At 66.3% G+C, this 24,583-nt stretch carries 21 protein-coding genes; 17 read left to right on the forward strand and 4 right to left on the reverse strand.

The window, feature by feature from the left end:
* Positions 1-4: 4 nt before the first annotated feature.
* Together ACHMWQ_RS04310 and ACHMWQ_RS04315 are read left to right on the forward strand one after the other, a co-directional pair.
* Complete coding sequence (locus tag ACHMWQ_RS04310) at positions 5-379, forward strand: hypothetical protein (RefSeq protein ID WP_396306515.1); 375 nt, start codon at positions 5-7, stop codon at positions 377-379.
* Between the two features lie 182 nt (positions 380-561).
* Positions 562-915: a nuclear transport factor 2 family protein gene (locus ACHMWQ_RS04315; RefSeq protein ID WP_354553299.1), complete on the forward strand. Its 354-nt coding sequence runs from the start codon at positions 562-564 to the stop codon at positions 913-915.
* 255 nt (positions 916-1,170) lie between these two features.
* Here ACHMWQ_RS04315 and ACHMWQ_RS04320 read toward each other — a convergent pair whose 3' ends face one another.
* The 3 genes from ACHMWQ_RS04320 to ACHMWQ_RS04330 all read right to left on the reverse strand — a co-directional run bounded on the left by ACHMWQ_RS04320 (position 1,171) and on the right by ACHMWQ_RS04330 (position 4,880).
* Positions 1,171-2,631 (reverse strand): RimK family protein, encoded by a 1,461-nt coding sequence (locus ACHMWQ_RS04320; RefSeq protein WP_354553300.1) that lies wholly within the window; start codon positions 2,629-2,631, stop codon positions 1,171-1,173.
* Positions 2,632-2,634: 3 nt separating this feature from the next.
* Positions 2,635-3,780 carry a GNAT family N-acetyltransferase/peptidase C39 family protein gene (locus ACHMWQ_RS04325; RefSeq protein ID WP_396306516.1) on the reverse strand — a complete coding sequence of 382 codons (1,146 nt, stop codon included), beginning with the start codon at positions 3,778-3,780 and terminating at the stop codon, positions 2,635-2,637.
* A 155-nt stretch (positions 3,781-3,935) separates the two neighbouring features.
* Complete coding sequence (locus tag ACHMWQ_RS04330) at positions 3,936-4,880, reverse strand: DMT family transporter (RefSeq protein WP_354553302.1); 945 nt, start codon at positions 4,878-4,880, stop codon at positions 3,936-3,938.
* Positions 4,881-5,236: 356 nt separating this feature from the next.
* On the opposite strand from ACHMWQ_RS04330, the gene ACHMWQ_RS04335 reads away from it, so the two are divergent.
* The 12 genes from ACHMWQ_RS04335 (at position 5,237) to ACHMWQ_RS04390 (ending at position 18,828) form a co-directional block, all read left to right on the forward strand.
* Positions 5,237-6,457, forward strand: coding sequence for a DEAD/DEAH box helicase (locus ACHMWQ_RS04335; protein WP_396306517.1), 1,221 nt, complete (start codon positions 5,237-5,239; stop codon positions 6,455-6,457).
* Between the two features lie 53 nt (positions 6,458-6,510).
* Positions 6,511-6,717, forward strand: a complete 207-nt coding sequence (locus ACHMWQ_RS04340; protein ID WP_018182467.1) for a cold-shock protein — start codon at positions 6,511-6,513, stop codon at positions 6,715-6,717.
* Between the two features lie 10 nt (positions 6,718-6,727).
* Complete coding sequence (infA, locus tag ACHMWQ_RS04345; protein ID WP_018182468.1) at positions 6,728-7,009, forward strand: translation initiation factor IF-1; 282 nt, start codon at positions 6,728-6,730, stop codon at positions 7,007-7,009.
* 682 nt (positions 7,010-7,691) lie between these two features.
* A complete protein-coding gene (locus ACHMWQ_RS04350; RefSeq protein ID WP_396306518.1) occupies positions 7,692-8,177 on the forward strand; it encodes a TerB family tellurite resistance protein in 486 nt (161 codons plus the stop codon).
* A gap of 51 nt (positions 8,178-8,228) precedes the next feature.
* Positions 8,229-8,987, forward strand: coding sequence for a glutamine amidotransferase (locus tag ACHMWQ_RS04355; RefSeq protein WP_396306519.1), 759 nt, complete (start codon positions 8,229-8,231; stop codon positions 8,985-8,987).
* A gap of 355 nt (positions 8,988-9,342) precedes the next feature.
* Positions 9,343-10,233 (forward strand): phosphotransferase, encoded by an 891-nt coding sequence (locus ACHMWQ_RS04360; protein ID WP_396306520.1) that lies wholly within the window; start codon positions 9,343-9,345, stop codon positions 10,231-10,233.
* Positions 10,234-10,244: 11 nt separating this feature from the next.
* Positions 10,245-12,695, forward strand: a complete 2,451-nt coding sequence (locus ACHMWQ_RS04365) for an FAD-dependent oxidoreductase (protein WP_396306521.1) — start codon at positions 10,245-10,247, stop codon at positions 12,693-12,695.
* A 122-nt stretch (positions 12,696-12,817) separates the two neighbouring features.
* Complete coding sequence (locus tag ACHMWQ_RS04370; protein ID WP_396306522.1) at positions 12,818-13,843, forward strand: extracellular solute-binding protein; 1,026 nt, start codon at positions 12,818-12,820, stop codon at positions 13,841-13,843.
* Positions 13,840-15,426 (forward strand): ABC transporter permease, encoded by a 1,587-nt coding sequence (locus tag ACHMWQ_RS04375; protein WP_396306523.1) that lies wholly within the window; start codon positions 13,840-13,842, stop codon positions 15,424-15,426. The genes ACHMWQ_RS04370 and ACHMWQ_RS04375 overlap by 4 nt, the downstream gene beginning before the upstream one ends.
* A 241-nt stretch (positions 15,427-15,667) precedes the next feature.
* Positions 15,668-17,104, forward strand: coding sequence for an SH3 domain-containing protein (locus tag ACHMWQ_RS04380; RefSeq protein ID WP_396306524.1), 1,437 nt, complete (start codon positions 15,668-15,670; stop codon positions 17,102-17,104).
* A 149-nt stretch (positions 17,105-17,253) separates the two neighbouring features.
* On the forward strand, positions 17,254-18,339 hold the full coding sequence (locus ACHMWQ_RS04385) for a diguanylate cyclase (protein WP_396306525.1): 1,086 nt from the start codon (positions 17,254-17,256) through the stop codon (positions 18,337-18,339).
* 150 nt (positions 18,340-18,489) lie between these two features.
* On the forward strand, positions 18,490-18,828 hold the full coding sequence (locus ACHMWQ_RS04390; RefSeq protein ID WP_396306526.1) for a hypothetical protein: 339 nt from the start codon (positions 18,490-18,492) through the stop codon (positions 18,826-18,828).
* Between the two features lie 88 nt (positions 18,829-18,916).
* Here ACHMWQ_RS04390 and ACHMWQ_RS04395 read toward each other — a convergent pair whose 3' ends face one another.
* Complete coding sequence (locus ACHMWQ_RS04395) at positions 18,917-19,963, reverse strand: lactonase family protein (RefSeq protein WP_396306527.1); 1,047 nt, start codon at positions 19,961-19,963, stop codon at positions 18,917-18,919.
* Positions 19,964-20,393: 430 nt separating this feature from the next.
* Between ACHMWQ_RS04395 and ACHMWQ_RS04400 the strand changes: the two genes are divergently transcribed.
* From ACHMWQ_RS04400 to ACHMWQ_RS04410, 3 genes are all read left to right on the forward strand, one after another.
* On the forward strand, positions 20,394-22,001 hold the full coding sequence (locus ACHMWQ_RS04400) for a CHAD domain-containing protein (protein WP_396306528.1): 1,608 nt from the start codon (positions 20,394-20,396) through the stop codon (positions 21,999-22,001).
* A gap of 230 nt (positions 22,002-22,231) precedes the next feature.
* Positions 22,232-23,509, forward strand: coding sequence for an L-fuconate dehydratase (locus ACHMWQ_RS04405; protein WP_354553321.1), 1,278 nt, complete (start codon positions 22,232-22,234; stop codon positions 23,507-23,509).
* Positions 23,510-23,516: 7 nt separating this feature from the next.
* Complete coding sequence (locus tag ACHMWQ_RS04410) at positions 23,517-24,524, forward strand: aldo/keto reductase (RefSeq protein ID WP_396309384.1); 1,008 nt, start codon at positions 23,517-23,519, stop codon at positions 24,522-24,524.
* Positions 24,525-24,583: the final 59 nt, after the last annotated feature.

Below are 24,583 nucleotides of genomic sequence, written 5' to 3' on the forward strand. Positions count from 1 at the left end.
GACGATGACGACCTACCGGACCTTCACGATTTCAGGCCCCCGCGGCACCACGAGCTGGAAGGACAAGCTTCGGCTCGGGCTGGCGCTCGTCGTCGGCGCCGGCGTGGTCTTCGCGGCGCTGGTCGTGTCCTTGTCGATCGCGCTGATCCTCATTCCGGTGCTGGCCGTCGTCTACCTGTTCCGCCGGCGCATCCTGCGGAGCTTCCTGGCCCGCGCTATGCCGCCCGGCGCGGCCCGGCCGGGGACGCGTCCCGATCCCGCCGCCCAGACCGCGTATGAAGAGCCGAATCCGTTCCGCGCCCCCCCGCGTGGCCGGCCGGACGAGGTGATCATCGACGCCGAATATCGCGTCGTGGATCCCGACGAAGAGCGTCGCTGACGCGCCATCTCCCGTTTGAGGCGGCGGATCGCTCGAATGTGATCCGCCTTGCCGCCAGATCCTGCATCACCCGGGCCGCGTTGGGATAGATTGTCTCCTCGCGCCCGGGTTTGTTGTCATGGACGAGGCGGGACAGGACGCAACGCTTCGCCCGCCTCCCGGCGCTTTCGCAGGAGGAAACCATGCCGAACACGGTCACTCTCTCCGAACTTCGCAAGGCGGTGGAAGGCAATGACGCCAAGGCCCTGGCGGCCTTCTATGCCGACGACGCGGAACTCCGCGTCATCGACCAGGACCATCCGCCGAGCCGGCCGCTGGTGCTCAAGGGCAAGCCGGCGATCCGCGCCATGCTCGACGACGTCTGCAGCCGCGCCATGAAGCATCACCTCGACGACGGACTGATGGAGGGCAGCCATCTCGCCTTTGCCGAGACCTGCACCTATCCCGATGGCGTCAAGGTCTACATGAGCGCGATGCTGGAACTCGCCGACGGCAAGATCCGCCGCCAAACCAACATCCAGGCCTGGGATCACTAGGCGCTACGCTTGTCACCTCTTACGGAGGCGACCTTCGCGCAACGCAAGACGGACGTTCTGCAACGCTGCGATCACCGACACCCTGAGGCGCTTCGCGCAGCGAAGCCTCGAAGGACGCACCGCCTGAGGGCAAATCCGGATAGCGGAAAGCCGCTCTTCGTGCTTCGAGACGGCCCTCTGGGCCTCCTCAGCAAGTTGAGGATGGTGCTATGCGAGGCTCTTGTTGGGTAAAGGGGAAGGGCGGCATGGAATGCCCTACCGCTCCAGCCGGTTGACGAACCAGCGGGTCAGCTCGATCCAGACCTGGTCCTTTTCGGCCGCGTCCTCAATGCCGTGCTCGATGTTGGGATTGTCGTTGACCTCGATGACGAAGAACCCGTCTTCGGTCTGCTTGATGTCGACGCCATAGAGCCCGTTGCCGATCAGCTGCGCAGCGCGCAGGCCGATGTCGATCACCTCGGGCGGCGCCTGGCCGATGGTCATTGAGCGCAGGCCGCCCTCCAGCGCCTTGCCGTTGGGCTGGTGCTTGACGATCTGCCAGTGCTTCTTGGCCATGGTGTACTGGCAGACGAAGAGCGGCTTGCCGCCCAGCACCCCGACGCGCCAGTCGAACTCGGTCGGCATGAACTTCTGCGCCAGCAGCAGGTCCGTGTCCTTGAACCAGGCCCGCGCCAGCTCGTCCATCTGACGATGGTTGTCGACCTTCTTGACGCCGCGCGAGAAGGAGGAATCCGGGATCTTCATGACCAGCGGAAAGCCAAGCTCGTCGGCGGCGCGTTCGAGATCGCCATTGCCGCCGAGGATGATCGTCGGCGGCACCGCGATGCCGTTGCCGGTCATCAGCTCCTGCAGATAGACCTTGTTGGTGCAGCGGATCATCGAAACGGGGTCGTCGATCACCGGCATGCCTTCCTGGACGGCGCGCCGGGCGAAACGATAGGTGTGGTTGTCGATCGAGGTGGTCTCGCGGATGAACAGCGCGTCGAACTCCGCCAGCCGCGCCAGGTCCTTCTTGGTGATCGGCTCGACTTCGACACCGAGCTTTTCCGCCGTGCGGGCCCAGTGTTTCAGCGAGACGAGGTTGGAGGGCGGCATGGCCTCGGTCGGGTCGTGTAGCACGGCGAAGGAATAGCGCGGCGCCGAGCGGGTCGCCTTTTTCGAGCGCCATTCGCGCCGGGTGTGGTCGTGCAGCGCCTCATGGAAGAAGGCGAGCTCGTGCGACGTCAGCTTGTTGATCGGTACGGGAGCGAGCTTGCGGATCTCGGCCCGGCTGTTCTGGTCGATCGTCACCTCCAGCACGGGGCAGCGGAACCAGTCGAAGAGCAGGCGGGAGAACCGATCGAAGCGATGGTCCTCGCTGATGCCGAACATCACCAGCAACCGGCCGGGCAGGTCCTTGTCGTCCGAGGCAGAAATCGCCTTGGCCAGCTGGTCCTCGAGCTCCGGCAACGCCTGGGCATAGAGCGTGCGGCTGGCGAGATCGATCATCGTCTCAACGTTCGGCACGACGCGGTGGCCGCGCGCGCCGGCCAGCAGCGAGGCGTAATAGCCCCGGCTCTGATAGGCGAAGGAGCGCGACAGGTTGATGATCTTGGGGCGGGAACCGCGAAAGAGATTGGCCCTGGCCAGGTAGTCCTTCGTCGTGATGACCTTGTGCGGCGTATCCTCGTTTGGAAAGTCCTTCGCCGTATCGACCAGGATAACCCAATCAGCCATGGTTCACCTCGGTCTGAGAACGACAGCCGCGCGCAACGGTTCCCGGCCCCAGCGCGCCATATGCTCGAAATCGGCATAGGGAATGGGCAGGTTGGCCGCGTCCGAATGAGTCTCGTGCTCACGGTCCTCGACCCAGGGGTCGTGAATGAAGAGATGGCGCCCGTCATCGCCCACCACCAGCACCCAGTGCGGCACCTTCTTGCCGAACATCCGGTAGGCCGAGATCAGCACGATGACCAGGGCGCCCTGCGCCAAGGCCTCGCGGATCGCGGCGACGTCAAGCGGCCGGTGGTGGATCGGGATGTCGAAGGCGATGGTCTGGTGGCGGAAATCCTCCTGCGCCAGTTCCATGACCCGGCGCTTCTCGGGATCGCGCACCGATTCCAGGAACAGCGAGCCCTCGCGGCTGACGTGGATCGAGGCCGAAAGGCCGTTGCGGGCGGCCGAGACGGCCAGCCCATGCGGATCGCAGCCGCCCAGCCCCGCCATCATGAACACCGTCGTCGCCTGCCGCCAGAGCTTGATCTCCTCGACCGGGCTCATGGCGTAATTGCGACGGAGATGGCGGAGCGCCATCATCACGCAGCAGGGGCCGCAGGTGAAATCGGTGGTCTGCTCGTAATAGCGCACCGAGGTCGAGAGCGCGTCGCCGCGCAGCCGCTTTTCGTAGCGCAGCGCGTTGGCGTGATCTTCGTAATAGTCGAGATAGCGGCCGATGCGGCGATAGCCGAGCCGCTCGTAGAGGCGGATGCCGGCCGCATTGTCCTCGCGCACTTCAAGCCGGAGCAGGAAGCGGTCCCGCTCGAAGGCGACCCGCTCGGATTCGGTCACCAGCGCCGCGCCGACCCCGCTGCCGCGCATGTCCGCCAGCACGGCGATGGAATAGAGCCGCGCCATGCCGGTGCCGGCCCGGAACAGCAGCAGCGCATAGCCGACGAGGCGGCCATCGGGGAGGGCGGCGACGGTGAGGGCGGCGGTCGGCGCTTCGACGAGCTTGCGGAAACTGCGTCGCGCCATCTTGTCGGTCTGGAACGAGGCGGCCTCGATCGCGACCAGCCCATCGAGATCGGCGACCAGGGCCGGCCGCACGGTGAACAAGGGAGGCGAGGGGGCGTCGACTGCATTCACAAGGCGCGATGGAACGCCCATTTCGACCGATCCGCAAGAGCCGGCGTATCGGGATCGACGCGCCATCCGGTGGCGGGATCTCGGGCCTCAATTGCGGCGCGGCTATGGCCTTTTCCCACACGCAATCGTGAGCGCGGCGGCCGCTCAGGCCGGCTTCGGCAGGCCCTCTTCCGGGACTAGCCGGGAACGTTGTCGCCGACTTCCTCGGCGATGCTCTGGCCGGCCTTGGTGCGCGCCTCGCGTTGCTCGCGCATGAAGATGAACAGTCCGGAGGCGATGATGATGGCGGCGCCGATCAGCATGGAAGGCTTCGGCTGGTCACCGAATACGAAATAGCCGAACACCACGGCCCAGATCAGCATGGTGTACTGATAGGGCACGACCACCGAGGCCGGCGCCAGCTTGAGCGAGCGCGTGACGCAGAACTGCGCCATCAGCGCGACGACGCCGAGCAAGCCCAGCAGCCCGAAATCGATCCCCGTCGGCGTCACCCAGGCAAACGGTGCGATCACGGCGCCGACCACCAGCGTGCTCACCGTCGAGAAGGTCAGCAGCGTCTTGTCCGGCGTGCCGCGCAACTGGCGGGTGACGATCATCAGCGCGGCGAAGAAAAGGCTGCCGCCAATGGCGATCAGGGCGCCCCAGCTCAGGCTGTCGGAGGAGGGCTGCAGCACGATCAGCACGCCGATGAAGCCGGCGACGATCGCCGCCCAGCGCGGACCGTCGACCTTTTCCTTCAGCAGCAGCGCCGACAGCGCGGTCACATAGATCGGTCCGGCCAGGTAATAGGTCATGACGTCGGCGAGCGGCAGTAGCGACACCGCCCAGTAGAAGAAGCCGATCTCGCCGGTGATCACGCCCACCCGCAGCAGCTGCATCCAGGGACGCGGCGCCTGGGCGAGCTGGCGCACGCCATTGTCGCGGCAGATGACCGGCAGCATGACCAGAAGCGCCGCCAGCGACCGGATCAGCAGGATCATGCCGACCGAATAGGTGCCGACCAGCCATTTGCCCAGCGTGTCATTCACCGAATACAGCAGGATGCCCAGAATCATCAGCGCGATGCCGAGAAGAGGACCGGAAAGCGTGCGCGCGGTGGCGGTAGGGCTGCTGGCGGACATGAAATTCACACAAGGGGCTGCTAGAACGGGCACTCTGCACAGAAGCGCGGCAGAGACAAGAACATCCGGGCGCTTCCGCCGCAATCTCGCGGTCTATTCTGGGACCGTGCGACTTTTCGTTTGCTTTTTCCGCCGCGAGTCTGCATATACGCGGCGACGATCATCGTGATCGCGCTGTGCCACACGAGATTTCGGTGGCTCTATCCTGCTGGTAAGGTAGGACACGACCCCGTCCTCTGATCCTGTCGCGCGTGGGTCATGGCTAGAAGTCGGATGCCGGATGGTGTTCGCATAATTAGGCTTTCTTCTTGAATCAATTGACAAATTTTGCGGCTTTGGCACTTGCCGAGCCGCTCGTGCGTGCGCTTGACGTGGCCGGCATTACGACGCCGACGCCGATCCAGGCCCAGGCAATCCCCGCACTTCTCGAAGGCCGCGATATGCTCGGCATTGCGCAGACCGGAACCGGCAAGACCGCCGCGTTCGGCCTGCCGCTCCTGCAGCATCTGTCGCGCCGCGCTGATGGTCTCCAGCCGAAGAGTGCCCGTTCCCTCATTCTCGCCCCGACGCGCGAACTTGCGATCCAGATCGATTCCGAGCTGCGCAAGTTCTCGAAGTTCCTCGGCATCCGGCACGCGCTCGTCTTCGGCGGCGTCGGCCATCAGCCGCAGATCCGGGCGCTCGAAAAGGGCGTCGACATTCTCGTCGCCACCCCCGGCCGCCTGCTCGACCATCTGCAGGCGCGCGTCGTCCGTCTGGACCAGGTCTCCCACCTGGTGCTGGACGAGGCCGACCGCATGCTCGACATGGGCTTCGTCCGCGACGTCATGAAGATCGTGGCGCTGCTGCCGGAAAACCGCCAGTCGCTGCTGTTCTCGGCCACCATGCCGGCCGAAGTGGCGACGCTTTCGCGCAAGATCCTCAAGGACCCGGTCCGGGTCGAGGTCACGCCGGAAGCGGTCACCGTCGACCGTATCGACCAGAAGCTCTATCGCGTGCCGACGGCCGAAAAGCGTAATTTCCTCCTGGATCTGCTCGCCAATCCGGAGATGGAGCGCGTGATCGTCTTCACGCGCACCAAGCACGGCGCCGACCGCGTCGCGCAGCACCTGCAGAAGGCTCGCGTCGAGACGCTGGCCCTGCACGGCAATAAGTCCCAGGGCGCCCGTCAGAAGGCGCTGGAGGGCTTCAAGGATGGAAGTCTCCGGGTGCTCGTCGCGACCGACATCGCCGCTCGCGGCATCGATGTCTCCGGCATCACCCATGTTGTGAATTTCGACCTGCCCGACGAGCCGGAATCGTATGTCCATCGCATTGGACGTACGGCCCGCGCTGGTCGCAGCGGGCTCGCCCTCTCTCTGTTCGACGCCGGTGAATCGGCGCGTCTGAAGGCCATCGAGCGGCTGATTCGCCGTCCGATCCCTGAAGTCGCGACCCAATTCAAGGCCTCGCACGCCGCGCCTCGGCCCGTTGCAGATACGCAGCGGGGCGACAAGCCGGTGCGTGATAGCCTGCCGAACGAAGAAAAGAGCAAGAAAAATCGGTGGCGTGGCCAACAACGCCGCCGAGCGGCTTGACGACGGGACGGTCGTTAGCAAAGTTCTCTACCGCCAGACTGAAGGAGATTTCCATGGCGACGGGTACAGTGAAGTGGTTCAATGCGACGAAGGGCTATGGATTCATCCAGCCCGATCAGGGTGGTCAGGATGTGTTCGTGCACATCAGCGCGGTTGAGCGTGCTGGTTTGTCGACGCTGCGCGACGGCGCCAAGATCTCGTACGAACTCGAGACCGATCGTCGCGGCAAGACGTCCGCGACGGAACTGAAGGTCTCGTAAGGAACAACACATGGCGAAGGAAGAAGCGCTCGAATTCGAGGGTACGGTCGTCGAGGTACTGCCCGACGCCAAGTTCCGCGTGGAACTCGAGAACGGGCATGTCGTCGTCGCCTACACCGCGGGCCGGATGAAGAAGAACCGGATCAAGACGCTGGCGGGCGACCGCGTAACCGTCGAGATGACGCCATACGATCTCGATCGTGCGCGACTGGTTTTCCGGCACAAGGGCGAACCGCTTGCCTCGCAAGCACCCAGGCCGCCTTTCCGCGGTGGCGCGGCGCGTCGACGCTGACATCCGACGCCAGGTGAAGATCAAGGGGGCCGACGCGAGTTATCGCGCCGGCCCTTTTCTTTTGACCGGTCGGCTTCGTGGTCGGGAAGCCCGAATCCAGCGTGAGGGCAAGGGCGCCGGACAGCAGGCCGCCCACGGCATCGCTACGGCAGGTATGGTTTATCGGGATTAATGCTATTTTAGGCCGAAATCCGGCAGATTGTGAAAATGTGGCGCTCGGAGGGCAAAACCCACTTGCATCCCGCGAGGGAAGCCCATATTCTTTTTCTTGTCGCGGGGCAGACGATTCACCAGATCTTAAGTCCGGACGTTGAAGGCAGCTTCGGGAAGTTCCCGGTTAGAAGTGTATTCGAAGGTTATTTGACGCGCAGTTGTAGTTAGAATTAATGAGCTCGAGTTTTTTTTGGTTCGGGCAAAGAGTTGTTCTTATTTAGTTATGTTTTAGCCGCCGGCCCAAAAGGTCGGCGGTTTGTTTTTGTGCGCGGTTTGCTTTTGCAAGCCCCGTCGACGCGACCCGCCTGGGCGGGCGAGATTCCGACATTTCCGCGGCAGCGCCGGAATGATCTGGGTCCGGCGACCGCTTGTCGCGTGCCTGTTTCCTAACCTTGCCGTATTGTCATGCAGCTTAGGCCGTCACGTCGGTCGAATCGATGTTCGAATCGGCCGGCCCCGGAGAGATCGAATGCTCAATGTGCTTCGTAATTTCATTGCCGAACTGACGGGTGAGACGGCTCCCCGGCAATTTGGCGATGACGACCACCGCCTTGCCGCCGCGGCGCTGCTCTATCACGTCGTCGCGGTCGATGGCGAAGTGGCCGAAGCCGAGCGCGTCCGCCTGCACGAACTGCTCAAGGCCCGCTACAGCCTCGACGAGGAGGCGACCGACGATCTCGTGCGCGCCGCCGTCGAGGCCGACGACGAGGCCGTCGACTTTTATCGCTTCACCAGCGTGCTGAAGTCGCAGCTGGATGAGATCGATCGCGAGCAGATCGTCGCGATGATGTGGGATCTCGTCTATGCCGATGGCCGCCTGACCGAATTCGAGGACAATGCGATCTGGCGCGTCGCCGATCTGCTTGGCGTATCCGGGCGTGCGCGGCTGCGGCTGAAGAAGATCGTGCAGTCGGGCGGCAGCGCCGTGGACACGCTGGCGCCGTCGAAGGAATGACCCCGCGGGGCCGGTTTCGACCGGCTCCCGGATCTGAGGACCCTTGCTGTCGTGCCGCAGTCGCTGAAGCCCGTCTTGATCGTCCTGCACCAGGAACATTCGACGCCCGGCCGTGTCGGCCTGCGCTTGGCCGAGCGCGGTCATCCGCTGGATATCCGCCGCCCGCGCTTTGGCGACCCGCTGCCGGCGACCCTGGACGGACACGCCGGGGCGATCGTCTTCGGCGGGCCGATGTCGAGCAATGACGACGAGGATTTCATCCGTCGCGAGATCGACTGGATGGCGGTGCCTCTGGCCGAGCAGGCGCCGCTGCTTGGCATCTGCCTCGGTGCGCAGATGCTGGCCCGCCAGCTCGGCGCCCGCGTCGGCCCCCGGCCCGACGGGCTGGTCGAGATCGGCTATTACCCGCTGCGGGCGACCGAGGCGGGGCAGGGGCTCTGCACCTGGCCGGAGACGGTCTATCAGTGGCATGGCGAAGGCTTCGACCTGCCGGACGGCGCGGCGCTGCTCGCCGAAGGCCAGCTCTATCAGAACCAGGCCTTTCAATACGGTCCGGCCGCGTTCGGCTTCCAGTTCCATATCGAGCTGACGCTGGCGATGATGCATCGCTGGACCACCACCGGCGCCGACCGGTTCGCGCTGCCCGGGGCGCAGCCGCGTGCCCAGCACATGGAAGGCCGTGCCGTCTATGACGCGCAGACCTCGCAGTTCCTCGACAGCTTCCTGGATTTCTGGCTGCGCCTGCCGCGAGGCGGAGCGGCCGCCACGGAGGCCCCTGCCGCCCGCCGCGAGCCGGTTGGACTGGCCTGAGGCCAAGCCCCGCTTGCAAATTGCGAATGCCGTCGCAATTTGCAATGCGCGGAAGGTGAATCGGCCGTTAACCTTCCCCAGATCTGGCGAATTTGATTCAAATCGTAACCATATCTGGTGGTGGCACGCGCCTTCGGGAGTGGCAGGAGGCTTGCGACACATCTTGGCAAGCTGATCTTCCGGTTGTGCGTAATCAGCTCTTATCGGACGGAGAAGGGTGGAACCGATGACCCCCGGTAACCCTTCTCCGCTCCGCTTGCTCTCGCCCCTGCACGCGGCGCTTGCATCCTTGCCCCTCCCTGGTTTCCTATAGCGGCGCGACGGAGTCCTTTCGTCGTGGGGGGAACCTTCGGTCATGACGGACACGCAGGATTCGCTGGCGCGCGCGGCGCGGCTCTCGTTCTGGAGCGGACCCGTCTCGCCCCAACCCCTGGCCGGCGGACTCACCAACACCAATTGCCTGGTCGAGGACCGGGGCCGCAAATATGTCGTGCGCATCGGCGGCGACATGATCGAGCACGGCATCATCCGCACCACCGAGCTGGCGGCGAGCCACGCGGCGGCGGAGGCCGGCATCTCGCCGATCGTGGTGCATGCCGAGCCGGGCGCCATGGTCATCGACTTCGTCGAAGGCCGAAGCCTGACGCCACAGGACGTCCGCGACGATCGCTATCTCGGCCGCATAGTCGAATTGCTCCGGCGCGCGCATCGCGACATTCCGCGCCACTTCCGCGGCCCGGCGCCGCTGTTCTGGGTGTTCCAGGTCATCCGCGACTACACCCACACGCTGGAAGCCGGCGAGAGCCACCATCTGCCGATGCTGGTGCGCCTGCTGGACACGGCGGATCGGCTGGAGAAGGCGGTCGGCCCGATCGATCTGGTCTTTGGCCATAATGATATGCTGGCCGCCAATCTGATCGATGACGGCAAGCGGCTCTGGCTGGTCGACTGGGACTATGCCGGCTTCAACTCGCCGCTGTTCGACCTGGGCGGGCTTGCCTCCAACAACCTGCTGTCGCCGCGGGAGACCGAGCAGGCGCTGGAGCTCTATTTCGACCGGCCGCTGAACGACGAGTTGCGCCGCCGCGCGATGGCGATGACCGCGGCCTCGCTGCTGCGCGAGACGATGTGGAGCATGGTCTCCGAGCTGCACAGTCGGCTGGTGTTCGATTATCCGGCCTATACGGCGGAGTATCTCGGCCGCTTCAAGGCAGCGATGCTCGCTTTCGACGCGCTCGACCGGTGACAGGGGAAAGCATGACCGAACTTCCATCCTCGGCCCGCATCGTCATCATCGGCGGCGGCATTGTCGGCACGTCGGTCGCCTATCACCTCGGCGCCATGGGGCAGACCGACGTGATCCTGCTGGAGCGCGGCAAGCTGACCTCGGGCTCGACCTGGCATGCCGCTGGTCTCGTTGGCCAGCTCCGCACCTCGGCCAACATCACCCAGCTGCTCGGCTACTCCGTCGCGCTCTATGACCGGCTCGAGGCCGAGACCGGGCAGGCGACGGGCTGGAAGCGCAATGGCGGCCTGCGCCTCGCCTGCAATGCCGAGCGCTGGACCGAGGTGCGCCGCCAGGCGACCACGGCGCGTTCCTTCGGGCTGGAGATGCAGTTGCTGACGCCGCGCGAGGCGCAGGAATTGTGGCCCCTGATGCAGGTCGACGATGTCGTCGGCGCCGCCTTCCTGCCGACCGACGGCCAGGTGTCGCCCTCCGACATTTCCGCTTCGCTCGCCAAGGGTGCGCGGCAGAGGGGCGTGACGATCCGCGAGGGCGTTGGCGTCACCGGTGTCGTCGTCGATAACGGCGCGGTCACGGCGGTCGAGACCGATCAGGGTCGCATCGCCTGCGAGAAGGTCGTGATCGCAGCCGGGCAATGGTCGCGCGAGATCGGCCGGCTTGCCGGCGTCAACATCCCGCTCGTCTCGGTGCAGCATCAATATCTGATCACCGACGCCATTCCCGGGGTCACGCCGAACCTGCCAACGCTGCGCGATCCCGACCGGCTCACCTACTGGAAGGAGGAGGTCGGCGGGCTGGTGATGGGCGGCTACGAGCCGAACCCGAAGCTCTGGGATGTCGATCCGCTGCCGCGCGATTTCGAGTTCCAGCTGCTGCCATCCGATTTCGACCATTTCGAGCCGATCCTGGAGCAGGCGCTCGGCCGCGTGCCGGCGATGGAGACGGTCGGCATCAAGCAGTTCATCAACGGCCCCGAGAGCTTCACGCCGGACGGCAATTTCATCCTCGGCGAGGCGCCGGAGGTGCGGAACGTCTTCGTCGGCGCCGGCTTCAACGCCTTTGGCATCGCGTCGGGGGGCGGCGCCGGCATGGCGCTTGCCGAGTGGGCCGTGCACGGCGCGCCGCCCTTCGATCTCTGGCCGGTCGATATCCGCCGCTTCGGCCGCAACCACCACGACCTCTCCTGGATCCGCAGCCGGACGCAGGAGGCCTATGCCCGCCATTACACCATGGCCTGGCCCTCGGAAGAGTTCCTCTCCGGGCGGCCGCTGCGCCGCTCGCCGCTCTATGATCGGCTGGCCGCAGCGGGAGCGGTGTTTGGCGAAAAGCTCGGTTTCGAACGCGCCAACTGGTTTGCCGATGTGGCCGCCGGCGAGGTGGCGGAGGATCGCTACACCTATGAGCGACCGAACTGGTTCGAGCCGGTGGGCCGCGAGCATCGCGCGGCGCGCGAGGCGGCGGTGCTGTTCGACCAGACCTCGTTTGCCAAGTTTGAGCTGACCGGGCGCGACGCCGAGAAGGCGCTTTCCTGGATCGCCGCCAACGACGTCGCCAAGCCGGTCGGCCATCTCGTCTATACTCAGATGCTGAACCGGAAGGGCGGCATCGAATGCGACCTGACCGTCGCGCGGCTGGCCGAGGATCGCTACTACATCGTCACCGGCACCGGCTTCGCCACGCATGACTTCCACTGGATCCAGTCGAACATCCCTGCCGGCCTCGATGCGCGCCTGACCGATACAACCTCGCAGAACGCCGTGCTGGTGCTGATGGGGCCGCGCGCTCGCGACATCCTGCAGCCGCTGGCGGATACCGACATTTCCCATGCCGCCTTCCCGTTCGGCCGCGCGCGTAGGCTTTCCATCGCCGGCTGCCCCGTGCTCGCGCTGCGCGTCACCTATGTCGGCGAACTCGGCTGGGAACTGCATGTGCCGATGGAGTTCGCGCTGACGCTGTACGACGCGCTGATCGAGGCGGGGCGTCCGGCGGGTCTGCGCCTCGCCGGCTATCGCGCCATCGAGACGCTGCGGCTGGAAAAGGGCTATCGCGCCTGGGGCGCCGAGATCGGTCCGGATCATTCGCCGCTCGTCGCTGGCCTCAGCTCATTCGTGAAGCTGAAGAAGCCGATCCCGTTTCTCGGCCGCGAGGCGCTGGAGGCGCAGGCGGAAAAGCCGCTGCTGCGCCTGCTCGCGGCTTTCACGACCGAGGATCCGTCGATCGTCCTGCTTGGCCGCGAGACCATCTACCGCGATGGCGAGCGCGTCGGCTGGCTGGCGAGCGGGGGCTACGGCTACACGGTCGGCCTGCCGATCGGCTACGGCTATGTGCGTCGCGCCGCGGGTGTTGACCGCGATTTCGTGCTGTCGGGACACTACGAACTGGAAGTTGCCGGCGAGCGGGTTGCGGCGCGGGCGCATCTCGATCCGCTCTACGATCCGGCCGGTCAACGCATCCGCGCCTAGGTGCTTTCCAGACAGGCTGTGACAATGGCGTCCGCCGCCGCCAGGGGCTACGGAGTTGACAGGGCCGTCGCACGGGTATTGGTACGAAAAGCAATCGACATCAATAACATAGAGTTATTCCAATGTACGACGTCACCCGGCGCCAGCTGATGCATTTGGGCGTCGGCGCTGCCGGCGCCGCGATGCTTTCGGGCCTGCCGGTTCCGGCGCGGGCCGAGGACCAGACGCTGGCGCTCTATAATGGCCAGCACCGCCCGCCGGTCGAGGCGCTGGTCGCCGCCTTCACCGCCGCCACCGGCATCGCGGTCGTCACCCGCAACGGCAACAGCGCCCAGCTCGCCAGCCAGCTGATCGAAGAAGGCGCCAATTCGCCGGCCGACGTCTTCTGGTCGGAAGAAAGCCCCTCGCTCGTCGCTATCGCCGAAAAGGGTCTTCTGGCGCCGCTCCAGGCTGACACCCTGCAACAGATTCCCGCCAAATATGCCGCCAAGGATGGGTCCTGGATCGGCGCTGGCGCGCGCAGCCGGGTCGTCGTCTACAACAAGTCCATGATCGAGGAATCGGCGCTGCCGAAGACCGTGCTCGATTTCGCCGGCGAGGCATGGGCCGACAAGGTCGCCTTCGCGCCGAACAGCGGCGCCTTCCAGCAGCAGGTCGTTGCCGTCTCGCGGCTCAAGGGGCGGGACGCCGCGCTCGCCTGGCTGAAGGGGCTGCGCCAGTATGGCCGCGTCTACAACAGCGATTCCGCCGCGGTCGAGGCGGTCGAGGGCGGCGATATCGCCGTGGCGCTCAGCAACAACTACTACTGGTACGCGCTCGAGCAGGAGCTCGGCCCTGACAACATGAACTCGGCGCTCTATTTCATGGGCCATGGCGATCCCGGCACGCTGATCACCGTGTCCGGTGCCGGCGTGCTGAAAACCTCGAAGAAGGCGGAAGCTGCCCAGCGTTTCGTCGCCTTCATGGTCAGCGCCGAAGGCCAGGCCGCGATCGTCGGCGCGATCGCCGAATATCCGCTGCGTCCCGGCGTGGCCTCGCCCTTCCCGCTGAAGCCCTTCGACCAGCTCGATCCGGCGCCGGTCACGCCGGCCGATCTCGGCGATGCCGCCGAAGCGCTCGCGCTGCTGCGCGAGGCAGATCTCGCTTGACCAGCGCCGCCAGCGCTTCCGATGGCTCGTCCCGGCGCGGCGCGGCAGGTTCCGCGCCGGCCTCGCGCTGGCTCGTCGCGCTGGCACTGATCCCGACCGCGCTGATCGCGCTGCCGGTGATCTATGTGCTGATGCGCTCCTGGGGCGCCGGCTGGCAGGCCATCTGGAGCGAGCTCGCCCGGCCGCGCACGCTGATGCTGCTTGGCAATACCGTCACGCTCTGCCTGTCGGTGACGTTCTTCGCCAGCCTGCTCGGCTATGCGGCGGCGTGGTTCACCGAGCGCACCGATCTCAAGGGCAAGTGGCTGTGGCGGGTGCTCTGCTGCCTGCCGCTCGCCATGCCGGCCTTCGTCGCCAGCTTCGCGTGGAAGTCGCTGGGTCCCACCTTCCAGGGCATGCCCGGCGCCATCCTTATCCTCAGCATGGAGAGCTTCCCGCTCATCTTCCTCCCCGTCGCCGCCTCGCTGCGCAGCATGGATCCGGGCATGGAGGAAGTGTCGCGCTCGCTCGGCAAGGGGCCGGGCAGCACGTTCTGGAAGGTGACGCTGCCGCGGACGCTGCCCGCGCTTGGCGGCGGCGCGCTGCTGGTCGCCGCGCACATGCTGTCGGAGTTCGGCGCGCTGGCGCTGCTGCGCGTCCAGACCTTCACCACAGCGATCTTCCAGCAATATGAGCTGCAGTTCGACAATGCCTCGGCCGCCGTGCTCTCGGCGCTGCTGATGCTGCTCTGCCTGCCGGTCGCCTTTGGCGAGATGTGGCTCCGGCGCGGCGTCCGCTTCTCGAAGGTCGGCCGCAACACGGCGCGGCGCGGCTCGCCCGCCCGGCTCGGCCGCGCGCAGCCGCTCGTCATGCTGGGCTTCATCGCCGTGGCCATCGTGTCGCTCGGCGTGCCCTTCGGCCGGCTCGGCTACTGGCTGGTCAAGGGCGTCTCGGCCGGTCGCGGCCTCGACGCGCTCGGGCCCGCTCTGTTCGGCTCGCTGTCGCTGGCCCTGCCGGGAACCGTCGTCACGACCCTGATCGCGCTACCGCTGGTCTTGCTGGTTCTGCGCAGCCGGGGCTTCTTCGCGCGCTTCGCCGACCGCCTGCCCTATGTCGTGCATGGCCTGCCGGGTCTCGTGGTCGCCCTGGCGCTGGTCTATCTGTCGATCCGGCTGCTGCCGGCGATCTACCAGACCCGCGCCGTGCTGTTCGCGGCCTACGCCATCCTGTTCCTGCCGCTCGCGCAGTCGGCCATCCGCGCTTCGGCCGAGCTGGTGCCGCGCGAGATCGAGGAGGTCGCCCGCACGCTCGGCCGCAGCCCGCTGCAGGCGTTCCTCTCCGTCACGCTGCCCTCGCTTGCCCCCGGGCTCGGCGCCGCTCTGGCGCTGGTTGCGCTCGAACTGATGCGCGAACTGACGGCGACCCTGATCCTGGCCCCGACCGGAGTCGTGACGCTCGCGACCGAGGTCTGGTCGCACACCAATGACAGCGCCTATGCCGCCGCCGCGCCCTTCGCGGCGTTGCTCGTGCTGATTTCAGGCATTCCGGTCTACATCTTCACGCTGCGAACGTTACGCCCCCGCTCTGATCATCAGGCACGCTAAGCAACGTCGCAGAAGTTGTAGCCGCTGGCGGCCCTTATGACTCTGGCCTCAACAATGGCAAAGAGTCGCCGCATTTCTCGTCCATGATGATGATGGATCGTTGTTCCTTATCGCGATTCAGTCTTGGAGGCGGTTATTCGCTTCCTATTTAAGACGTCTATGACAATAGGAAATATTAACCGAGAATAATTTGCGATCTGTTTTGGCGGGAGCGGGGGTTACGTGTCGAAACAAAGTAGAGATGAGTACCATGATCCATTCGGGCAAATCGAGCGCCGCCTTGCGCGTGCGCAGTCTCGCTGAGCTGACTGATTCCGATCCGTCGACTCCCGCCGCCGAAGGCGTTTCGTCCCTGGAAAACCTCCGTCTGCAAGAGAATTTCGATCTGAAGGTTCGGGGATTCCCGAAACTGGTTCAGCATCGTGCCGAGCCGGAGCCGGACACGTCCCTCTCGCAGCTCGAAGATCTGGCCGCCGAACTCGAGGCGGCGCTGATGGGCGATCTGCGCAACGTCGCGACGTCCTGGGAGCCTGACAGGTCGGAAGTTGCCAAGGCCGCGCCCCCGGCGCCGGCAGCCCTTCCCCTGATCCAGGCCGAATTCGAAGAAGAAGATCCCGCGCCGGAGCCGACGATTGACCCGTCGGCGCAGCCAGGGCTGCCGCAGCAGGACCGGCTCGCCGTCGAGCTGCTGCTGGCGCGCGGCCGGCGCCCCGACGTGGCGCCCAAGCCCGCTGCCGCCGTTGCGGCCGTGGAACTGGAAGACCGGCTTGCCGGCGAACTGGCGCAGCGCCTCTCGATCGCGGTCGATGAATTGCGCGTCGCCGATGGCGAGGAGCCTACCTTCGACGCGGAGCGGAGCGATTTCGCCGACGCGACCCGCCGGCGTCGCGTGCTGAACCGGCAATTGCTCGGCGTCGTTGCCCTGCTCGCCCTGGTCGGCGGTGGCGCACTGGCGACGATCCATTCGGTCACGGCCCGCACGGATGCGCCGGTCGCCAGCGAACTGGACGGTCTGTCGACGGCCGGAATCGTCAAGGCAGACGCCCCGGCGGCGCTGCCCGCGCCCGCCGCAAAGCAGTCCTATGACCGCGCTCCGGAGGATCGCTCGCTGCCGGAATCGCCGCAGCTGCGTGGCGCCGACATGCTGGACGCCGTTCCCGGTTCCGCGCCGACACTGAGCTCCGCCATGCTGCCGGGCTCTGCGGTCAGCGGCCAGCCGGTGATGCCGAGCGTTCGCGCCGCCTATGCCGCGCCCGCTGCCGAGCATCCCCTCGCGGCGATGCCGGCGGCTCAAGCTCCGGCCGAGGCGAAGCCGGTGGCGATTGTGACCGATCCGGTCGATGAATCCGCACCAACGGCGGATCCCGCAATCGCGGCTGCCGAGCCCGACGTGGCGGCTACCGATGCTGCCCTCCCGCCAGCCTCCGATTCCGCAGCTCCGTCGGCTGCGGCCGCACCGGCCAAGAGCGTCGCGGCAGGATCGCCAACGCCGGGGCCGGCCCGGATCACCAGCGGTGTCAAGCTGCGCGGCAATCCGGACAATGGCGCCCCCACGGTCGGCCTGCTCAAGACCGGGGACCGGGTCCAGGTCGTCCAGTGCAAGGGCTGGTGCGAGGTCGTCGTCGATGGCAAGCGCGGCTTCGTGTTCAAGAAGTTCCTCGCCTCCGTCAGCGGCTAGGCTGTCCTCCTCCCGCGGTTCATCTCGCGGGAGGATCGTTTCTTTCATATTGTCGCGCCTTGTTCGCTTGCGGACCGCCATTATGATTGTGTCGGAATGATTGCATCTGCTACGAGGAAGCAATCTGTACGAGGCGATCGAAGACGGACATGCAAGGGCAGGGATCGGACATACCGGGCACCATCGCGTACACGCCGCCGCGTGATCCCGAACGCTATTTTCGCGCGGTCGAAATCCTGCTTTCGGCCGTGCAGGCCCTGTCGTTCACGCGCGAACCCGGCCAGGTGCAGCGGATCGTCAAGACCGCGGCGCGCCAGCTGACACGCAGCGAAGGCGCCAGCTTCGTGCTGCGCGACGGCGCCGCCTGCCACTTCGTTGACGAGGACGCAATCGCTCCGCTCTGGAAGGGGCTTCGCGTGCCGCAGGAGAGCCGCATCGAAGGTTGGGCGATGCTGAACCGGCAATCGGTCCAGATCCACGACCTCGCCGCCGATCCGCGCCTCGATGCTTCCGTCTATCAGCCGACCTTCATCCGCAGCCTCGCCGTGGTGCCGATCCGCACCCATGAGCCCGTCGGCGCCATCGGCGTCTACTGGGCCGAGGCGAATGCTCCGACCGACGACGACCTGCGCCTGCTGATCAAGCTTGCCGACGCCGCCTCGCTGGCGATCGAGAACATCCGCATCCATGGCGAGCTGGAGGAGCGGGTACGCCTGCGCGCCGCCGAGCTGGTCAAGGCCAAGGCCGATATCGAGGAACTCTCGATCACCGACGAGCTGACGGGCCTGCTCAACCGCCGTGGCTTTCGTCGCGCCGCCGAGACGATCCTCGCCAGCGGCAGCGGCTGCCAGATCGCCTTCATCGACGTCGACGGGCTGAAGAAGGTCAACGACAAGTTCGGCCATACGGTCGGGGACAGCCTGATCGCCGATTGCGCCAGCGTGCTGCGCGACAGCGTGCGGCAGTCCGACGTGGTGGGCCGGATGGGCGGCGACGAGTTCTGCGTCCTCGTCCAGGCGCCGCTCGCCCCGGCCGAGACCCTGCGCAACAGCCTGCGCAACCGGCTCGATTATTTCAACCGCCTGTCCCCGGCCCAGTGCACCTTGTCGATCAGCATCGGCATCGTTCAGGCAAAGCCGGGTAGCAACGAGTCGCTGGACGATCTGCTCAGCCATGCCGACGCGCTGATGTCGATGGAGAAGCACTCCAAATCGATGTCGGAATCCCGCCACTAGGGTTTTCCCGCGAAACTTCGCGTTTGTTGCTGTGCCGTCCCGCTGCCCGGCAAAATCGTCAGATCGTTCAAATTGCGCGGATCGGTTTGTGAATTTGCCAAGGGCTGCGGCTGCCTTATCGCGTCAGTAGGACCGATAGGGCAGAACTCCATGTCGCTAGGAAAAAAGACCAGACTGCCGCGCAAGCCGACCCCCCCGCCGGCTGCGTTCCCGGACATGCGGCGGGCGGCGGTTGGCGGCGCGGAGCCGGCGAGCCGGCCGGTGCGGCTGCTCGATCTGACGGCTGAAGAGCGTGCGGAACTGGAGCAGGCCAACGCGCTCGTCATCGACGGCGTCGGACGCGAATGCTTTCGCGGGCTCTCCATTGCGGAATCGCTGGAATTCCTCGAACTCCGGCGCGTCGGCCTCGACAATGACGACCAGAGCTTCCTGAAGCTCGTGCTGCTGGGCGATCTGCACGAAGCCGCCCAGAGGCGCCTCGCCCCCTAGACCGCTTGCCTGGGCGGATCGCGCGAGACAGCGCGATCCCTTTCCTCGTGGCAGATGAATGCCGACCAATGGGCCAAGCCGTCGGCGGTCAGGCCTTTTGCAGCAGGATCCAGCCGGGGAAGGCGCATTCGAAGGCGGTCGTCGCCGACACGGGCACGCCGTCTTCCAGCTTGAGCGCGGCAATGCGGGACGAATCCCAGCCGGCCACGAGCAGATGGTCGCCATGCACCAGCAGGTGCTGCGGCCAGAACACGCTCGAATCGATCTCCGAGACCAGCTTCGGTGTCTCTCCCGACACGTCGAAGGTCGAGATTGTGTCGTTGCCGCGATTGGCGAAATAGACGAAGCGGCCATCGGCCGAGCGCTGGATGTCGCCGGGATAGTTGCGGCGGTGGCGCGTGCGGGCGGGACCCGGCCGCGTCGTGCTCGGGACGCTCACCCAGTCTTCGAGCGGCGCGCCGGGCTTGCCCACCAGCAGGTTGGAGCCCAGCTCGCCGCTGACGGCAAGGCGCCCGTCCGGCAGGACCACGGCATGGCGCGGTCCGCAACCGGCGGGAAGTTTGGTGACGCGCGTCGCCGTCAGCGCCGCCGATCCCGGCTTGGCCGGATCGACCCGGAACTCGCGGATGGAATCGTCGCCGAGATCGATGATGAACAACGTCTCGCCGACGAAGAAGGCCTGGTGCGGATGCGCGTCATCCTGCCGGTCGAGCTCCGGACCGCTGCCGGAAAGCTTCACCAGCGCGATCTCGCCGTCGAAGCTGCCATCGGCGGCGAGCCGCTGCAGGCCGAGCGTGCTGGTGGTGTAGTTGGTGAAGACCAGCAGCGTGCCCGTGGGATCGACGGTGAGGTGGCAGGGCTCGGCGCCGCCGCTCTTCTTCTCGCCGATGGTTTCGGCCTTGTCGCCCGTGATCCGCCACGCATGGATCTCGCCATCCATGCCGGCCCGCGACGTGCCGTAGATGACCGGCAGCGTCGGGTGGGAGGCGAGCGCGGAAAGCTGCTCGGCGCGCCCCAGCGTTTCGCCCGTCCAGGCGCCGTCCTTTTCGACCCATCGGGTGAGGCCGTGCAGTTCGAAGACGCCGCGCGAGGCGACGAACAGCGCCTCGCCGGCCGCGAGCTTGAAGTCCGACATGTTTGGTCTCCCCGATCGAATGTCTGCCTTGGCCGAAGCCTAGATCAAATTTCCGGCCCCAGAAACCGGGCTCCCACTTTCCCCCGCTCCCCCGAGGGGGAGTTTGGAGCGAAGCCTTCGCCTTTCGGCTTGCGATCCCCAACATCGCAGGCAGCAGGCTACTATCAAATATCAACGCATAATATTGTCCGTAAAATCATCATATGATGCCGTCGTGTCCGCGGCCTTCCGGAGTGGTCCGTCGTGTCCACGGCCTTTCGGAGTGGCTTTGCCGCCGCGGCCTGGACGCGCCGAGGGTGCGATGTCCCTGGGCGAGCCCTCCCTCCGAGGGCGTTGGTCAAGCGCGGCCATTTGCGGTACATCTGGAGGTGGTGTGAGGCTTGCCACGGCGGCGTTCCTTCGCGGACGTCGCTTGAACCGGGAGGCGGATTTGCGCAGCGCACAGGGCGGGAAGATGGGTGCAGCGGCACTCTTGCCGGTGCCCGCGGCGGACATCGCCACCGACTGCGAAATCGAACTCAAGCTGACCTGCCGCGATCCCTCGCAGCTCGCCGCGATCGCCACCGCGCCGATCCTCGCCGGCGTCGGCGGATGGCGCACGCGCCAGCTTCTCTCGACCTATTACGACACCGACGCGCTGCTCCTGCGCCAGTCCGGCTATACGATGCGCGTCCGCGAGGACCGAGGGCGCTTCGTGATGACCGTCAAGGCGCAGCGCGGCGCCGGGCTGTCGCGCTTCGAGCGCGAGGAAGCAGTGCCCTCGTCCTCGATCGACGGCGCGATCCTGAGCCGGCTCCTGCCGGCCGACATTGCCGATGCTCTGGGCGCCGTGCCGCTGCGGCCCCTGTTCACGGCCCGGATCGAGCGGCAGCAGGTGACGCTGGACTTTGCCGGCTCCACCATCGAGGTCGCTTTGGACCGGGGCCAGATCCTGGCCGGCGAACGCATCGAGCCGGTCGCCGAGGTCGAGCTGGAGCTGAAGCGCGGTTCGGTGACCGCGCTCTACGAACTGGCGCTGGAACTGTCGAACCATGCGCCGCTGGTGCCGAGCGGGCGAACGAAATCCGATCGCGGCTTTGCGCTCGCTCTGGGCGGTCCCGGTCGGGAGACGGCGAACGAGGTTCGCCTCACCCGCGATATGTCGCGCGACCAGGCGCTTGGCGCCCTGTTTGGCCCCGCCCTGGCGCAGGCCGTCGATCACGTGCCGCGCGTGGCCGATCTCGCCGATGCGGAGGGCGTGCATGGCATGCGGGTGGCGCTTCGGCACATCCGCATGGGGCTCTGGCTGGTGAAGCGAAGCGAGGGCGGCCTGCTGGCCGGCGTGCTGGCGGATGAAGTTCGCTGGCTGGCCGGAGAGCTCGGCGAGGCCCGCGACTGGGATGTGCTGGCCAAGGAAATCGTGCCGGCCGTGACCGCGGCAGACCTGGAGCGGGCCGGATTTCGCACGCTGGTGCAGCGGATCGAGCAGCACCGCGACCTGGCGCATGCCAAGGCAGCCGAGGCCATGACGGGCGGCCGGGCCGGGCGCCTGTTGCTCAGCCTCGGCCTCTGGACCAGCCGGCATGGCTGGCGCGACACCGAGCCCGGCGGGGAGGCCCGCTTCGCAAAGCCGATCAAGGGCCTGGCGAGGAAGGCGCTCGCGGACCTGCATCGCCAGGTCCTGAAACGTGGCCGTAAGTTCGATCAACTGGATGCCGAGGGGCGGCATCATCTGCGCATCCGCGTGAAGTCGCTCGCCTATGCGGCCGATCTTTTCCTGCCGATCGTCCAGAAGCGCAAGGCGGCGCGCCGCCACGTGGCGACCTTGAAGCGTCTTCAGGATCAGCTTGGCCGGCTGAACGACGCGATCCGGGCCTCGGAATTGCTGAACCAGCTCGTTGAGGAAGGCCTGTCGCCGGGGGCGCGGCGAGCGACCGATATCGTCCTTGCCCGGCAGCATGTGACGCTGACGGAGGGCGAGGCGGCGCTGCGCCGACGCTGGCTGGATTTTACGCGAACCTTTGAAACGGGCCGCAAGCGCAAGCGGCGTCGGGGCTGACAGGCGTGTCGCGCGACCACCCTTCGCTTGGCTGCCTTCGGGGCGGAGCGCGATTGACCGTCCTGCCCAGATTGCTTACATATGAATAGCACATTCAAATCTGACGCAATGGGCCGATGGAAGCCGTGCTGACACGGTCCGTGCCCCGGTCGTAGGATAGGCTGCCCCCGCTGCCTGGACGCCGACCGCATCGACCTGAACTTCCCCTGCATATGGATGACCGAAAGCCCATGACCCGCATCGTCGACATCGCCGTGCACGACCTTCGATTCCCGACCTCGCAGTCGCTCGACGGGTCGGACGCGATGAACCCCGATCCCGATTACTCGGCCGCCTATGTCATCCTGAAGACCGACAAGGACGGGCTCGACGGCCACGGCCTGACCTTCACGATCGGCCGCGGCAACGACATCTGCTGCGCCGCCATCCGAGCGATGCGCCATTTGATCGTCGGCCTCGACATGGACTGGGTGCGGGAGAATCCCGGCCGCGCCTGGCGCCACCTGACGGCCGACAGCCAGCTGCGCTGGATCGGCCCCGACAAGGGCGCGATGCATCTCGCCACCGGCGCCGTTGTCAATGCGCTGTGGGACCTGATGGCCAAGGAAGCCGGCAAGCCGGTCTGGCAGTTCGTCGCCGACATGACGCCGGAACAGCTCGTCGACATCATCGACTTCCGCTACCTGACCGATTGCGTCACGAAGGAGGAAGCGCTGGCGCTGCTGACCGAGGCCGCCAAGGGCAAGGAAGAGCGCCGCGCCACGCTGCTGGCCGAAGGCTATCCCTGCTACACCACCTCGGCCGGCTGGCTCGGCTATTCCGACGAGAAGCTGCGCCGCCTGGCGCAGGAGGCGGTCGATGCCGGCTTCACCCATATCAAGATGAAGGTTGGCCGCGACCTGGAAGACGACATCCGTCGCCTGAAGGCGGTGCGCGAGGTCATGGGGCCGGACCGCTACCTGATGATCGACGCGAACCAGGTCTGGGAAGTCGACCAGGCGATCGACTGGGTCGGCAAGCTGAAGTTCTCCAACCCCTTCTTCATCGAGGAGCCCACCAGTCCCGATGACGTCGCCGGCCACCGCAAGATCCGCGCCGGTGTGGCGCCGGTGAAGGTCGCGACCGGCGAGATGTGCCAGAACCGCATCCTGTTCAAGCAGTTCATCATGGAAGGCGCGATCGACATCGTCCAGATCGACGCCTGCCGCATCGGCGGCCTCAACGAGGTGTTCGCGGTGCTGCTGATGGCGGCGAAGTACAAGCTGCCGGTCTGGCCGCATGCCGGCGGCGTCGGCCTCTGCGAATATGTCCAGCACCTGTCGATGATCGATTATCTGGTCGTTTCCGGCACCAAGGAAGGCCGCGTGATCGAGTATGTCGACCATCTGCACGAGCATTTCGTCGAGCCCTGCGACATCCGCAACGCCGCCTACATGCCGCCCAAGCTCCCCGGCTTCTCGATCGAGATGAAGGCGGAATCGATCGCCGCCAACGAGTTCGGAGGCTGACATGACCATCGCCACGCGCCCGCTCGGTCGGAGCGGACTGGATGTCACGACGATCAGCTTCGGCGGCGCCGGAATCGGAAATCTCTACCAGGCGGTCTCCGACGAGGCCGCCCATGAGGTGCTGCAGGCGGCCTGGGATGCCGGCATCCGCTTCTTCGATACGGCGCCCCGCTATGGCCACGGCCTGAGCGAACGCCGCCTCGGCGACTTCCTGCGCTCCAAGCCGCGCGACAGCTATGTGCTCTCGACCAAGGCCGGCCGCATCCTGACGCCGCTGCGCGGCCGCGAGATGGGGTTCTATGGCTTCGTCGACGTGCTGCCGTTCGAGCAGGAATATGACTATTCCTATGACGGCATCCTGCGCTCGCATGAGGCGAGCCTGCATCGCCTGGGCCTCGACCGCATCGACGTGCTCTACATGCACGATATCGGCGTCGACACGCATGGCGTCGAACAGAACGCGGAATATTTCCCCGTCGCCATGTCGGGCGGCCTGAAGGCGATGCAGGAATTGCGCGCCAGCGGCGACGTCAAGGCGATCGGCCTCGGCGTCAACGAGGTCGAGGTCTGCCTTCAGGCGCTCGATCATGCCGAGATCGACGCGTTCCTGCTCGCCGGCCGCTTCACGCTGCTGGAGCAGGAGGGCGCGCGGCCGCTGCTCGAGGCTTGCGTTGCGCGCGGCACCAGCCTGGTGATCGGCGGCGTGTTCAATTCCGGCATCCTGGCGACCGGCGCCGTGCCGGGCGCGCATTACAACTATGCCGAACCGCCGGCGGAGATCGTGGAGCGCGTCAACCGGCTGGAGCGCATCTGCCGCAGCCACGGCGTGCCGCTGGCGGTCGCGGCGCAGCGCTTCCCGCTCAGCCATCCGGCCGTGGCGTCGGTGCTGATCGGCGTCAGCAGCAAGCGCAATCTCGATCGCAACATGGCGGCGATGGACGTGGCGATCCCGGATGCACTCTGGGCCGACCTTGTCGCAGAAGGCCTCCTCGCGCCGGATCTCGCGCCGCGCTGAGGCGGCGACGGAAACAAAGGGGCCGGCCTATCCCACCGTGGGGCGAGGCCGGCCCAACT

Source organism: Kaistia sp. UC242_56, from assembly GCF_044452255.1.
In the GTDB taxonomy this organism is placed as follows: Bacteria; Pseudomonadota; Alphaproteobacteria; order Rhizobiales; family Kaistiaceae; genus Kaistia; species Kaistia defluvii_A.